Annotated in this window: 13 protein-coding genes and 1 pseudogene; 11 read left to right on the top strand and 3 right to left on the bottom strand. The window is 53.3% G+C overall.

Going from position 1 to position 14,542, the window contains the following annotated elements:
* Position 1 precedes the first annotated feature (1 nt).
* The 4 genes from FD737_RS17345 to FD737_RS17330 all read left to right on the top strand — a co-directional run bounded on the left by FD737_RS17345 (position 2) and on the right by FD737_RS17330 (position 4,178).
* On the top strand, positions 2-922 hold the full coding sequence (locus tag FD737_RS17345) for an ABC transporter permease (protein ID WP_097118783.1): 921 nt from the start codon (positions 2-4) through the stop codon (positions 920-922).
* Positions 922-1,788, top strand: coding sequence for an ABC transporter permease (locus FD737_RS17340; RefSeq protein ID WP_058961660.1), 867 nt, complete (start codon positions 922-924; stop codon positions 1,786-1,788). The genes FD737_RS17345 and FD737_RS17340 overlap by 1 nt, the downstream gene beginning before the upstream one ends.
* The gene (locus FD737_RS17335; RefSeq protein ID WP_160834112.1) at positions 1,785-2,717 is read left to right on the top strand and encodes an ROK family protein; all 933 of its coding nucleotides are present in this window, start codon (positions 1,785-1,787) and stop codon (positions 2,715-2,717) included. The genes FD737_RS17340 and FD737_RS17335 overlap by 4 nt, the downstream gene beginning before the upstream one ends.
* A gap of 228 nt (positions 2,718-2,945) precedes the next feature.
* Complete coding sequence (locus tag FD737_RS17330) at positions 2,946-4,178, top strand: MFS transporter (protein ID WP_160834111.1); 1,233 nt, start codon at positions 2,946-2,948, stop codon at positions 4,176-4,178.
* 38 nt (positions 4,179-4,216) lie between these two features.
* On the opposite strand, the gene FD737_RS17325 is transcribed toward FD737_RS17330, so the two are convergent.
* Complete coding sequence (locus FD737_RS17325) at positions 4,217-5,095, bottom strand: LysR family transcriptional regulator (RefSeq protein WP_160834110.1); 879 nt, start codon at positions 5,093-5,095, stop codon at positions 4,217-4,219.
* A 123-nt stretch (positions 5,096-5,218) separates the two neighbouring features.
* Here FD737_RS17325 and FD737_RS17320 point away from each other — a divergent pair, with 123 nt between their 5' ends.
* The gene (locus FD737_RS17320) at positions 5,219-5,944 is read left to right on the top strand and encodes a pirin family protein (protein WP_160834109.1); all 726 of its coding nucleotides are present in this window, start codon (positions 5,219-5,221) and stop codon (positions 5,942-5,944) included.
* Between the two features lie 199 nt (positions 5,945-6,143).
* On the opposite strand, the gene iolG is transcribed toward FD737_RS17320, so the two are convergent.
* Positions 6,144-7,142: an inositol 2-dehydrogenase gene (gene iolG, locus FD737_RS17315; protein ID WP_160834108.1), complete on the bottom strand. Its 999-nt coding sequence runs from the start codon at positions 7,140-7,142 to the stop codon at positions 6,144-6,146.
* A 238-nt stretch (positions 7,143-7,380) separates the two neighbouring features.
* Here iolG and FD737_RS17310 point away from each other — a divergent pair, with 238 nt between their 5' ends.
* From FD737_RS17310 to FD737_RS17285, 6 genes and pseudogenes are all read left to right on the top strand, one after another.
* Entirely contained in the window at positions 7,381-8,403 is a 1,023-nt protein-coding gene (locus FD737_RS17310) for a LacI family DNA-binding transcriptional regulator (RefSeq protein WP_160834107.1), read from the top strand.
* A gap of 117 nt (positions 8,404-8,520) precedes the next feature.
* Positions 8,521-8,775 carry a type II toxin-antitoxin system Phd/YefM family antitoxin gene (locus FD737_RS17305; protein WP_034831240.1) on the top strand — a complete coding sequence of 85 codons (255 nt, stop codon included), beginning with the start codon at positions 8,521-8,523 and terminating at the stop codon, positions 8,773-8,775.
* The gene (locus tag FD737_RS17300) at positions 8,772-9,197 is read left to right on the top strand and encodes a type II toxin-antitoxin system VapC family toxin (protein ID WP_097118791.1); all 426 of its coding nucleotides are present in this window, start codon (positions 8,772-8,774) and stop codon (positions 9,195-9,197) included. The genes FD737_RS17305 and FD737_RS17300 overlap by 4 nt, the downstream gene beginning before the upstream one ends.
* A gap of 559 nt (positions 9,198-9,756) precedes the next feature.
* Positions 9,757-11,079: pseudogene (locus FD737_RS17295) on the top strand (cytochrome c); the annotation flags it as partial.
* 326 nt (positions 11,080-11,405) lie between these two features.
* Positions 11,406-12,716, top strand: coding sequence for an MFS transporter (locus tag FD737_RS17290; protein WP_160834106.1), 1,311 nt, complete (start codon positions 11,406-11,408; stop codon positions 12,714-12,716).
* Positions 12,717-13,031: 315 nt separating this feature from the next.
* On the top strand, positions 13,032-13,604 hold the full coding sequence (locus FD737_RS17285) for a hypothetical protein (RefSeq protein WP_160834105.1): 573 nt from the start codon (positions 13,032-13,034) through the stop codon (positions 13,602-13,604).
* A gap of 221 nt (positions 13,605-13,825) precedes the next feature.
* Here FD737_RS17285 and FD737_RS17280 read toward each other — a convergent pair whose 3' ends face one another.
* Positions 13,826-14,500 (bottom strand): GntR family transcriptional regulator, encoded by a 675-nt coding sequence (locus tag FD737_RS17280; RefSeq protein WP_097118793.1) that lies wholly within the window; start codon positions 14,498-14,500, stop codon positions 13,826-13,828.
* Positions 14,501-14,542: the final 42 nt, after the last annotated feature.

Raw genomic sequence — 14,542 nt, 5'->3', positions numbered from 1 at the left:
GATGAAAGCGTATGTCGCGAAAAAGGTGCTCTCGCTGCCGCTGATTATTTTCGGTGTGTCGATCATCGTATTTATCGCCATCCGCGCGTTGCCGGGGGATCCGGCACGCCTGATGGCGGGCCCGGAAGCGCCGCAGGAAGCGGTGGATAACATGCGCATCCGGCTGGGTTTGGATCAGCCGCTGCCGCTGCAGTACATCAAATTTGCTACTGAAGCACTGCACGGCAATCTGGGGGAATCGTTGCAGTCACAGCGCCCGGTAATCACCGAAATCAGCGAGCGTTTGCCCTACACCTTGTCGCTGGCGGCGCTGGCCTATCTGCTGGCGATTGCTATCGGCGTGCCTGCGGGCATGACCGGGGCGATCTATCGCCAGCGTATTCCCGATCAAATCGTGATGGTGCTGACCATTGCGGGCGCATCGATAGCCAACTTCTGGCTCGCGCTGCTGGCGATGAACTACTTTGCGGTGGAACTCGGCTGGTTGCCGCTGTTGGGCGCGGACTCCTGGAAGAACTACGTGATGCCGACCGTCACGCTGGCGATTTTGCCGATGGCGATGATTGCCCGCATGACACGCTCCAGCATGCTGGATGTGCTGAGTCAGGACTATATTCGTACCGCCAAAGCCAAAGGCTTATCGTCGGCGAATATTCACTGGAAACATGCGCTGCGCAACGCCTTGATCCCGATTGTCACCATCGTCGCACTTAACTTCGGTAGCCTGATTGGTGGCGCCGTGGTGACGGAGTCGGTGTTTAACTGGCCAGGCATTGGCCGCCTGCTGGTGGATTCGGTGAAGTACCGCGACTACCCGGTGATTCAGGGCGTGACGCTGGTGGCGGTCACCGGCGTGGTGCTGATGAACCTGGTGGGTGAAATATTGATTGGCCTGCTCAATCCAAAAATAAGGTTCGACTGATGAACAGCCTCGATACCTCTTTGCTGCCGACACGATCGCGCCGTCGCCAGTTCCTGCGCATGCTACAGAACAATCCGTCGATAGCGATTGGCGGCGGATTGGTGCTGCTGGTGGTGCTGGCCGCGGTGTTAGCACCGCTGTTAACCCATTGGGATCCGATCGAACAGGATCTGCTGAACACCTTGCAGGCTCCCTCTGCTGCGCACTGGTTTGGCACGGACGACTATGGCCGCGACATCTTCGCCCGCGTGATTTATGGCGCGCGCATCACGCTGTTCGAGGTCTGCCTGAGTGTGGCGATCTCGATGGTGATTGGTATTCCGCTTGGCATCATCTCCGGTCTGGCAGGACGCAAAATCGATGCGCTGATTATGTGGGTGATGGATATTATTTTCGCCTTTCCCGGTATCGTACTGGCGATTTTGATTGTTAGCGTGCTGGGTGAAGGGCTGGCCAATATGCTGATCGCGATTTCGCTGTTCTCCATTCCGGTGTATGCGCGCCTTAGTCGTAACCTGACGCTCGGCCTTAAGAACATGGAGTACATTGAAGCCGCGCATATGCTGGGCGTGCGCTATCCGCGTATCATTACCCATTACATTCTGCGCAACTCAATCGGACCGCTGATTGTGCAATCGACTTTAACGGCGGGCGCAGTGGTGCTGTCGGCGGCCAGCTTGTCGTTTCTGGGGTTAGGCGTGCAACCGCCGATGCCGGAGTGGGGCACCATGATGAGTGATGGGCGCAACTTCCTTGGGCTGAATATTTACGTGTCGCTGTTTCCCGGACTGGCGATTTTGATTACTGTGCTCGGCTTTAATGTGCTGGGCGACGGCCTGCGTGATGTGATGGATAAACGTTTATGAGTACAACACCGGCAGTGATCTGCCTCGATCTGGGCGGTTCGTTCGTGAAGTTGGGTGTGATGGATGCGCAGCAGCAGCTGACGATCCTCGATCAGCAAAAAATCCCGGCAGACAGCTGGCCGGATTTTACCGCGCTGGTGAGCCGCATGATCCAACAACATCAGCATTTCAGCACGGATTCACCGCTGGCGATCTCCACTGCGGGCATCGTGGCACCGGATAGCGGTGAGATGTTTGCCAGTAACATCCCAGCCTTTCATCAACGCAACCTCAGCCAGGCGCTGGGAGAGTTACTGCAACGTAAAGTGATCGTGCATAACGATGCCGACTGCTTCACTTTCGCGGAAGCGCAGGCAGGTGTGGGCAAAGGGCACAAAGTGGTGTTTGGCGCCATTCTCGGTTCCGGCGTCGGCGGCGGTTTGGTGGCAGATGGGCGAATCATCACCGGACAGAATGGCCTGACGGGTGAATGGGGCCATGGTCCGATTACGCTGACCGAAGTGGACATTGAAGGCGAGACAATACGCTTGCCGCGCCAGCCTTGTCCCTGCGGTCAAAAAGGCTGTCTCGATAGTTACGGCGGCGCGCGCGGGCTGGAGAATCTCCATCGCACTTTGTATGACGTCAATGCGAGCAGCCTCGACATTATCGCCGGCTGGCAACAGCAGGAAGTGCAGGCTAATCGCACGATTCAGGTGTGGTTACAACTGGTAAGTCAGCCGCTGGCTTACACTATCAATATCACCGGTGCATCGTTGGTGGCGGTGGGCGGAGGATTGGCTTCGGTGACAGCGTTGATGGAAGCATTGAATGAGGAAGTGCAGCGTTATGTGTTGCGCAGCACTCAGCATCCTTTGGTGGTGCCCGGCGTGTTTGCCCATAACGGCGGAATGATCGGCGCGGCGCTGCTAGCACGGCAGGTTGCTTAACGAAAATGCACACACTGCAGCGGTGCCGGTCAACATACCCTTGCTTTGCGCCGTGATGGGCGCAAGGCGGCTAATCAACGATTAATTAGCAGCCACATAATTCTCTGCCATCGAATTTTCATTTAAATCAGTTATCATGTTCCGCTAAAACCTTTCAGTCTCAACGATGGTGGCCTTCAATGCCGCCACGATTGTGATTGGATTCTTCACCTGCGTTACTGGAAAACCATGTCATCTGCACAACCTCAACTTAATCAGCTGCCGGAGCAGGCATCGCTGCCACGCGCCAGTGTGCTCAAAGCGCTGTTTGCGCTCGGCACCGGTGGCTTTGCCATTGGTACCGGCGAATTCGTCATCATGGGCCTGCTGCCCGATGCCGCCACCGGCCTCAATGTTTCTATCCCTACGGCGGGCCACCTGATCAGTATCTACGCGCTGGGCGTGGTGATCGGCGCACCGCTGTTGGCTGTGCTCGGTGCTCGCGCTTCACGTCGTAACTTCCTGATGACGCTGATGGGCCTGTTTGCCGCGGGTAACCTGTTTAGCTCGGTAGCACCGGGTTACTACTCAATGCTGCTGGCGCGTTTCCTCGCCGGTTTTCCGCACGGCACGTTCTTTGGTGTCGCCGCATTGGTCGCTGCTGGATTGGTAGAGCGCAGAAAACGTGCTCAGGCCGTTTCGATGGTGCTATTTGGCCTGACGATCGCCAACCTGCTTGGCGTGCCTGCGGTTACCGCGATTGGACAGGTGTTTGGCTGGCGTGAAGCGTTCGCCATTGTTGGCGTATTAGCGCTGTTGACCATGGTGCTGGTGGGCATGTGGGTGCCGAACGTGGCGGGTGACAAAACCGCCAGTCCGTTGCGTGAACTCTCGGCGCTGACGCGCAAGCAGGTGTTGCTGACGCTGGCGATTGGTGCGATCGGCAGCGGCGGCTTGTTCTCGGTGTTCAGCTACGTGAAACCTACGCTGACCGAACTGGCACAAATGCCAGTGAGTTGGATTCCGGTGGTGCTGGCGCTGTTTGGACTCGGCATGATTATCGGCAACGTGGTGGGTGGTCGTCTGGCGGATCGTGGACTGGAGAAAACCATTCGTATGGTGCTGATCTGGTCGGTGCTGGTGCTGAGTGCTTTTGTGTTCACCGCGCACTATGCGTTTGCCGGTTCACTCAACGTGATGCTGGTCGGTACCATGGTGGCGCTGGCGAGCGTGCTGCAAATCCGTTTAATGGATGTGGCGGGCGATGCGCAAACCATGGCGGCGGCGTTGAATCACTCGGCATTTAACCTGGCGAATGCGCTCGGCGCATGGCTGGGTGGCGTGACCATTTCTGCGGGCCTTGGCTGGCAGTCTACGGGTTGGGTCGGTGCGATTCTGGCGGTGTTGGGCTTGTTGATTCATGGTATCGCGGTGCGCGATGCACGGAGAAAGTCGATTACGTTTGCGCATGAAAGCGCCTAGTTGATTCTTATCGGGCGGCCATCAGGTCGCCCGTTTCATTATCCTGCCAACTTTTCCTGCAAAAACGCCATAAATACTCGATTCACTTCGCTGCGCTGACGATGCTGTGGATAGAGCGCGTTCAGGTTGAGTGAGGAAGGCTGCCACTCATCCAGCACGGTCATCAAATCACCGCTGGCTAAGGCCGGTGCCACGATAAACTCCGGCAGTAGAATCAGCCCCAATCCAGCCACTGCCGCATCACGCAGCATCTCGCCATTATTGCTCACCATCGGGCCTTGCACCGCCATCACCTTGCGTTGTTCACCGTTAAACAGTTCCCAGCCGGTCTGGCTTTCTCGCCCGTAACGCAAACAAGCATGATTGAGCAGATCCTCCGGTTCACGTGGTGCGCCCGCGCCCTGAATGTATGACGGACTGCCGCAGATCACGCGGCGAAATACGCCCAGACGTTTGGCGATTAAGCTTGAGTCGGGCAGGGTGCCAATACGGATCGCCATATCAAAGCCTTCACCGACCATATCGACGTAGCGGTCCGCCAACTCCACCTGGAACTGCAATCCGGGGTGCTGACTGATGAACTCGGCGATATACGGTGACAAATGGCTGATGCCAAACGACATCGGAACACTAAGACGAAAGCTGCCTTGCAACACCTGTTGCCGGCCAGATACCGCCTGCTGGGCTTCCTGCACATCATCGAGAATACGTTGCGCATGTTGGGCAAAGAGTTGGCCGTTATCCGTCACCGACAGTTTACGCGTGTTGCGATTCAGCAGACGCGCACCGAGTGATTCCTCCAGCGCGGCGATACGGCGGCTAACGTATTGCTTCGACAGCATCAACTGTTCGGCGGCGGCGGTGAAGTTACCGGCTTTAATTACTGCGACATAAATACGAAGATCTTCTATCTGCATATTGTCCACTTTTCGGTGACAGTCATTGTCAGGTTAGCGCATTGTTGGGCAAATTAGTTTACGTATACTTATCCTCATTCGGAAGGGCAAGCGTCTTTCCACCGCACATTTGAGGAGCAAACCATGATTGAACAACGTCTGTCAGAACAACGCGGAGTGGGTGACCACGGTTGGCTGAATTCACATCACACTTTTTCCTTCGCGAATTACTGGGATCCTAAACAGATTGGCTTCTCCGATCTGCTGGTAATCAATGACGACCGTGTCGCACCGGGTCGTGGCTTTGGTGCGCATCCACACAACAATATGGAGATCATCTCCTATGTGCTGGACGGCGCGCTGGAGCATAAAGATTCAATGGGCACCGGCTCGGTGATCGTCTCCGGTGATGTGCAGTTGATGAGCGCGGGTAGCGGTGTGACGCACAGCGAGTTCAACCACTCGAAGAGCGATAACGTGCACTTCCTGCAAATCTGGATTGTACCGGGCGAGCGCAATACCCAGCCGGGCTATCAGCAGATCTCCGTGCCAGAGAGCGAGAAACGCGGGCAACTGCGTTTGATTATCTCGCCGGAGGGGGAAGAGGGCAGCCTGAGCGTACGTCAGGATATCCGCATCTATGCCGGTTTCTTTGATGGTGCCGAGCAGCAGACCTTCGCACTGGATGCCGATCGTTACGCCTATATTCATGTGGCGCGCGGCAGCATCGAAGTGAACGGTGTGAAATTCAAAGAAGGTGACGGTGCGCGAGTGCGTAATGAGAGCGCATTGCACTTCGCTCAAGGCGATAACGCAGAAGTGCTGTTGTTTGACCTGCGTCCGCTGGAAGTGAATCATCCACAGCGTTAAAACAAGCCAGGGCGTCTTAACGGACGCCCTGAAGCCTATGCGTTTTGCTTGCTTAACGTCGGCATGAATGAGCAACACAATGCTGCCTATGTCGCGCTGACCGGTTTACTTAAGCTTCAGTGAGCTTTCAATCAAGCTTCCATCTTTATGGGTAATGGTTTAAGGGACGGACCAGAGTTCGCCCCTTATCAGCACCGTCTTATAGTAGCGACTGCGGCGATACCGGCTTGCCGGTTTTCAATGACTCGAGCGCTGCATCCGCCAGTAATAACGCCTGCAACCCATCATTCCCGCCAGGGTACTGGCCTTCGCCTTTTGCCAGCGCCTCAATGAGGGTCGCCAGTTCATTGCGGTAAGCATCGGCATAACGCTGCAGGAAGAAGTGCTGCGGCTTCTGCGCCACCACCCCGTTTGCCACGGATTTCACCAGCTGAGACTCCAGCTGATTCGTTACCTGCAACATCCCTTCGCTGCCGTGCACTTCAATACGCTGATCGTAGCCGTAGCTGGCACGACGGCTGTTGGTGATCACCGCCATCTTGCCGCTGGCACAGGTGAGGGTGACAACGGCGGTATCGACATCGCCCAGCGCTTTAATTTCGGGATCAACCAGCGCCGCCGCGCTGGCGTACACCGATACCGGCTCTTCATTTAACAACCAGCGCGCCATATCAAAATCATGAATCGTCATATCACGGAACAGACCGCCTGAGACTTTAACGTACTCAGCAGGCGGTGCGCCCGGATCGCGTGAGCTGATGGTCACCAGTTCGGTTTCACCAATCTCGCCATCACGCAGACACGCCTGCAAATGCGCCATGCTCGGGTCAAAGCGTCGGTTAAAGCCAACCATCAATGGCACGCCTGCTTCACGCACCGTGGCTAAACAGCTCTGCACGCGCTGCAAACTTAAATCCACCGGCTTCTCACAGAAGATGGCTTTTTTGGCGCGCGCGGCGGCTTCAATCAAATCTGCATGGGTGTTAGTGGCGCTGCAAATCGCCACCAGATCAACCGAACTGTCCGCCAGAATGGTGTCGAGATCTGCCACTTTGGCACTGTATTTCTCTGCCAGCACATTAGCAGCAGGGGCGTAGACATCCATCACATACGCCAGACGACATTGCGGATGCGCGGCGATATTCCCAGCGTGGATCTGTCCAATACGGCCAGCACCTAAGAGAGCAACATTGAGCATTTTTTAATTCCTATGAGGGCGACAGGTGATGGCGCTATTAAGCGTATTGGTGAAGTTTTAAGTCAAAGCAAAGCCTGAAACGGATGCTAAAAGGATGAGGCCGATCACATGAAAATTTGAGGTTAATGACCTCAAATATATGATTGTTCGCTGGATTCATGGAGTTATAACAATTTGATTATCAGTGTCTTATCAAGCTACTGTTTCATCCATGAGGTGAAGGACATCAGGAAATATCATGACGCTGCAAAACTGGAAATCGCCATCCATTAAAGCCATCGCGCAGGAAGCGGGCGTCAGTCCCGCCACCGTAGACCGCGTGATCAATGGACGGCAAGGCGTGCGCGAGGTGACGCGCAAGAAAGTTGAAAATGCCATGGTGCGGTTGGGGCTGAGTGACACAGAAGACCCTCGCGGAGCGGCAAAACGTATCGCGATTGTGTGTGAATCCGGCACCAGCTTTGTCGCGCAGCTTGAGTTTCATGCACGCGCGGTAATGCGCGAACGTCCACAACTGCACATCACGTTGGATACGCTACCGAGTGCGCAATTCCACGCTGACCGCTTTAGCAAGCTGATTGAACGCCGCGCTACTGAAGCCAGCGGCATTATTCTGGTGTGTCGCGATGACGTGAAGATCAACCGTGCGGTTAAAGCCGCCATTGATGATGGTGTGCAGGTGATTTGCCTCACCAGCGATCTGCCCAATTCGCGGCGTACTGCTTATGTGGGTATCGATCAGACCGCTTCAGGCGCGACTGCCGGTTGGTTTATGGGCCGCATGCTGCCGCCGCAGCAACCAGGCAATATTCTGCTGATTTGCAGTTCGACCTATCGCACCCAGGAGGAGCGCGAGATCGGCTTTCGTCGCGTGCTGCGAGAGGCTTTCCCGTGGCTGACGATTCGCGACCGCGTCAACATTAACGACGAAGCCGCAACCGCCTGGCACAGCGTGAAAAAGTGGCTGGAAGAGGGCAAACCGCTGGCCGGAATTTACAACACGGCGGGCGGCAACGAAGGCGTAGCTAAAGCGTTAGAGGCATTTGGTGTACAGGATCAGGTGATCTTCGCCGGGCATGAGTTGAGTGAATCGAGTCGCTTGCTGCTGGAGAAAGGGACCATGGATATGGTGCTGGGGCATGACATGCGGCGCGAGATCGAGCAGTGCCTGGCGATATTTGAAAAGCCGCTGAGTGAGCGCTTGCCGGAGGATGTGAAAACGCCGCTGCTAATTTATCACCGCTATTCTTATTTTTCTTGAACTTCAATCAGCTAGATTTCCAGTACCCTTGAAACATGCTTATTTTCAGCATGGTGTTGAAATATTGTGCAGCTGACGTATCATGTAGTTATGTTTCTTCATTCTCAGGAGGCTGTTATGGGTATCTCAACAATTTCGAGCCGTTCGTTCAATCAGCAGGTATCAGCTGCGAAAAAACTGGCGGAGGAAGGCCCTGTATACATCACTGATCGCGGAGAACCAGCCCACGTATTGATGACGTTTGAGGAATATAAAAAGCTAACGGGTACACGACGCAATATCCAGGATGCACTTGCTATGCCCGGTGTCGCTGATATCGATTTTGATCCTCAACGAGTGGACATAGACTTCAGGGATGTGGATTTTTCATGAGATATTTGCTTGATACCAATGTCATTTCGGAAATGCGTAAGGCAAGGACGCCCAAAATTGATCCACAAGTATCCAACTGGACGGATACGGTAGATGCGGGTGATATGTTCATATCAGCGATTACGATTATGGAGATCGAAAAAGGCATCCTTCAGGTGTTGCGAAAGGATGTGCGTCAGGGAGAAATGCTACGCGAATGGTTTGCATCAGTGGTATTACGTGAGTTTTCAGGCCGTGTACTGCCTTTTGATGCCGAAACTGCCATTTATTGTGCGAGCCTCCATGTACCCGACCAACGTTCCGCGAATGATGCAATGATCGCGGCCGCTGCCTTTCGTCATGATATGACTGTAGTTACGCGAAATACCAGGGACTTTGAAGGACTAGGCGTTATGTTGCTCAATCCATGGGAGTGGCAATAACATCATCAGAACACATTTAAGAACCAGAATAAAATAATAAGACTAATAAGACTAATAAGACTAATAAGCGATATGTAGCTATTTTAATTGCAGGGTTATTTAATTTAACGAAATCCGGCGCTGTTATTGACCGGTATCTATCAGCCTCGTATTTCTTATATCCAGGTCAATAACTGTATTATCGAACTAAATGTCATTTACCAACGTCAATGAATTATTAATGCAGAGGGGCTGAGCCTTCATTTGCTCTGGCCGTTTATCCATGTCCAACCCCTTCGATTTCGTCCCTTGCGGCTTCAATCACCCGCTCTGAGTGTTTAGCCAACATATCCTGTGGGCGTTGACCACCAAGAAAGCTGTTCACTGACAAGAACCAGAACGCTATTCCCCAACCATCTTTATGATCTGCGAATATCTTCAGCACATCAGAGAGCGCTTTCAATAATAGCGTTCAACTGTCTGTGTGATTAATTTTTACCCACATTCAATCCCTCCTCGCAACTATCCCAAACCCAACAATTTTTGAGCTAAATTATCATTTAGAGCTATGGACGTGAATTTGCTGCGTCAGGGTGAACAGGTTGCCACCGCGTCTGACTGCCAGGCGTGCCACACTGCGCCGGGCAGTAAAACCGCTTACCGCGGTGGATACGGTATTGCTTCGCCGATGGGCACCATTTACGCCACCAACATTACGCCGGATAGCAGCGGCATCGGCAATTATAGCGAGGCCCAGTTCTCCGAGGCAGTGCGGCACGGTGTTCGCGCGGACGGCGCGCAACTCTATCCGGCGATGCCATATACCTCTTACAGCATGATGACCGATGAAGATCTGCACACGCTTTACTACTACATGATGCATGGCGTCAAAGCGCAGGCGCAGCACAACCCGCAGACCGATCTGCCGTTCCCGTTTAATCTGCGCTTCAGCATGCGCTTCTGGAACATGATGTTCGCCAACAACAAGATGTGGCAGAACGATGGCAGCAAAAGCGTGGAGTGGAATCGCGGTAACTATCTGGTGAACGGGCTGGCACACTGCAACACCTGCCATACTCCGCGCGGATTTATGATGCAGGAGCAGCAGGATCGTCCACTGGCTGGCGGACCGCTGGGTAGCTGGTATGCGCCAAACATCACGTCGGATGAGGTGAGCGGAATTGGCGGCTGGAGCGATGACGAGTTGGTGCAGTATCTGAAAACCGGACGCGCACCGGGCAAAAACCAGGCGGCGGGCGGTATGGCGGAAGCGGTTGAGCACAGCCTGCAGTATCTGCCGGACAGCGATTTACATGCTATCGCCACTTAACTGAAAGGCACCGCACCGATTCGTGATGAAGGCGACACTATTCCAGCCTTCAGCTACGGCGCGCCTTATGATGTGGAAAACAGCGTGCGTGGGCGCAATCCGAACAACGCCAATCACTCGCTGGACAACGGCGCGGCGCTGTTCAGCGGCAACTGCGCCAGCTGTCACCAGCCGGATGGCGCGGGCAGTGCTAATCAGGCCTATCCATCATTGTTCCACAACACGGCAACCGGGCTGCGTAATCCGAACAACCTGATCTCTGCCATTTTGTTTGGTGTGCAACGTGACACCGCCGATTATCAGGTGCTGATGCCGGGCTTCAGTTCGCCGTCCTATGTCGACAAACTGAATGACCAGCAGGTCGCCGATATCAGTAACTTCGTGTTAGCGCATTACGGCAATGCCGAGGTTACCGTGACGGCGGGTGATGTGGCGTGGGTGAGAAAGGGCGGTCATCCACCGCTGCTGGCGCGTCTGCAACCGATGATGTTGCCGGGTATGATCGGCGCGATCATTGTGTTGCTGGTGGTGATTGTCGCGTGGCGCTTGATGCGTGGCAGGCGTGTAGATTGATTCCAGGTGCGCAAGAATGCGCACACTACAAACTGCATTAACCTTCGCAAGGTCGCCTATTATGGCGACCTTGTTGCGTGTCATGTTACGGCATCAGGTTACACCTGCTATTTCAGCCACCAATCCTAATCAATCATCCCGCCAAAAATCGTATGGCTGCGCTTGATGGCTCTAAAACCAGAGAATTTTGCCCCTGCGATCACGCCGTAAGTAACACAGTTTCTTAACATTCATCTCAGTGATTAGGATCGCAATAATTATTACCAAACTCTCTTTAATAAGAAGCCATAGAGTTTACGCATGGTTGCGCAAAGAGAGAGGGCGTTATGCACGAGAAAATCCCCGGAACACGTTGGTATCGCGTTATTGCCCCGATTTTAATTACCTGCATCATCTCGTTTATGGACCGTGTGAACATCAGTTTCGCGCTGCCGGGCGGCATGGATCAGGACCTGGCGATCACCAGCCAGATGGCCGGTATGGTCAGCGGCATCTTCTTTATTGGTTACCTGTTCTTACAGGTACCAGGCGGACGGATCGCGGTGAATGGTAGCGGTAAACGCTTTATCGCCTGGTCACTGATGGCGTGGATGGTGGTCTCTATCGCCACTGGCTTCGTCACCAACCACTACCAACTGCTGGCGCTGCGCTTTGTGCTGGGTATCTCCGAAGGCGGTATGCTGCCAGTGGTACTCACCATGGTCAGCAACTGGTTCCCGGAAAAGGAACTCGGGCGCGCCAATGCCTTCGTGATGATGTTCGCGCCACTGGGTGGCATGTTTACCGCCCCGATTTCTGGCTACATCATCAACGTACTCGACTGGCGCTGGCTGTTTATTATTGAAGGTTTGCTGTCTGCAGCGGTGTTGCTGGTGTGGTGGCTGGTGATCGCCGATCGCCCGGAAGAGGCGCGCTGGCTCCCTGCCCGTGAGAAAGCGTATCTGTTACGGGAACTGGCCCGCGAGCGCGCCGCGCATCGCAGTGCTGCGCCAGTGAACAAAGCGCCATTAAAAGCGGTTTTCCGTAATTCTGGCTTGATGAAACTGGTGGCACTGAACTTCTTCTATCAGACCGGCGATTACGGCTACACGCTGTGGCTGCCGAGCATTCTGAAAAATCTCACCGGCACGAATATGGCGGGGGTGGGGTTGTTAGCGGCGATCCCGTTTGTTGCCACTATTCTGGGGATATATGCGATTTCGTGGCTCAGCGACCGTACAGGAAAACGCCGTTTGTGGGTGATGGTTTCCCTGTTCTGCTTCGCCGCTGCGCTGCTGGCATCGGTGGTGCTGCACAGCAATATCGTCGCGTCTTATATCGCGCTGGTGGTGTGCGGTTTCTTCCTGAAAGCGGCGACCAGCCCATTTTGGTCAATTCCCGGACGTATTGCCTCGCCAGAGGTGGCGGGAGGTGCGCGTGGCGTAATCAACGGGCTGGGTAATCTGGGCGGATTCTGCGGGCCGTACCTGGTCGGCATAATGACGATGCTATATGGGCAGAGTGTGGCGGTGTGCTGGCTGGCGGGATCGCTGGTAGTGGCCGGCATTATTACGGCACTGCTGCCGCATAATTGCGATATCAATCCATCAGCTCCACGTAAAATCGGGGCGGATGAGCGGTTGATGAGCGTTAAGTAAATGGGTGCGCTGCCGTTAGCAGCGCAACGCTTGCCACGCAGACACCATTTTAGAGTGGCACGTAAAGTTCATTAGTAACAGCGTGCCAAATTCTTCATATTCAAATTTATCGAAGATTTTTTCCTTTCCAGACCCCAATTATTTGAATAAATCTCCCTTATTCGGTTTGTCTCAATGCTGGTACGTAAGTATTTCGCAAATAACTCGCAAGCGAAATGAAATAACCCTGCGCGGCATGATATGAAAGGTGTATGATTTTTTTTGATACTTAAGTCCAATGTAAATCAGAAAAAGCCTAATTAATTGCAACATTGCGTGGGTATTCGCTTGCCACTGACTAACGCCAGGGTACTTAATCTGGGAACGACTTCGCTCGTGCTGTATTCAGATTGCCAATATACCGTAGCGGGTATTTCAGCCATGATGCGTGAGAGATTTCCACAGCAACAAACCGACAGTGCTATCATTATCGTAAATGCTTGCTCGGTGTCTTTAGAGGCAAGAATGAATGATGTTTTTGTCTTACGAAAAAGATACGGCGAGCGCGTATTTATTTTCGTGCTGACGCAGGATAAGGACAATTACGAGGTCTATTCCCGGATTCATTTTGTTTCGCTGAGATCCTCAGCCAATGCGCTGCTGTGCTATATCATGAGTGCGGTGCTATTGCATGAGAATAGAGGCGTAATGTTGTCGCTGCAAAGTATGCAAATCATCTACATGAAATCACTGGGCGTTGAGATTGCCGATATTGCGGCGCTGATGAACAAAAGTTACTCAACCATCAAAAATAATTTGTCATATTGCAAAAGACGTTTGCATATCAGGAGTTCATTCTCTGAGCGAGCGCTGATCTCTATTGCGAAAGGCATTGTCTCTAAACATTAAGAAGGCTGGTTATGTCACAACTGGTTTTGGTCTTTATATTATGTATCGTGTTGGCATTTTCAATTTACGCCATTTTTCATGGTAAAAAGAAAAAGCGTTTTTACAGCAAAAAAAATTCAAGTCGTCGTTAGGATCCCAACATGTCAGCGCCCAGCCGCCGCAATCCGGTTGCTTGGTTTCCTACAAGATATAAGCGGCAGGGTGGAGAACGGCGGTAGACATCAAGTCGAAAGCAGGGCGCGCTTAAACGAGAAAATATGAGCACGGGCCGCATCGGCCGCGCGTTGCTTATCGCCAGACTTCAGCGCCTCAATAATCTCATTATGCTCCGCAATGACTTCATCCATATGGACAACATTGGACAACGTTGTCGCCCAAAAGCGCTGTGCCTGCGCATGAATCACACTCAGAATATCTGACAGCCGACTGTTTCCGGCGATATCGGCCAGCACCTGATGAAATTCGCGATCCAGCAACATCATTTCCTCGCGACTACGTGATTCGCTCGCTCTGGCGATTTGCTGGTTCAGTTCGCGCAGCTGTTGAATGTGTGAATCAATAACTTTCTGACTGGCTAGCTCAACACACAGGGTTTCATTGACCAATCTCACCTCAATTAACTCCAGTGCATCATCTATCGACAAAGGTGCCACCATCACGCCTTTGCGCGGGATGATCTGCAACAGCCCCTCGGTGGCCAGCCGATGAATCGCTTGATTGATCGGCGTCCGACCCATTGCCAAATCATCCATCACCTGAGCGGTATTTAAATACTCCCCTGGTTTGTAGCGAAGCGTGATGAGCTTGTGCCTGAACGCCAGATAAGCCTGTTCATTCAAAGAGAGGCTCTTTTCCCGGCTGGCTGGGTTCACATTTTCAGTAACTGACTCACTCATCACGACGTTCCTTTTTTTGCCAATGAGACATATTACACAAAA

The organism is Pantoea sp. Seng, from assembly GCF_009829935.1.
GTDB lineage: Bacteria > Pseudomonadota > Gammaproteobacteria > Enterobacterales > Enterobacteriaceae > Pantoea > Pantoea communis.
This window is presented reverse-complemented; position numbering and strand designations above follow the sequence as displayed.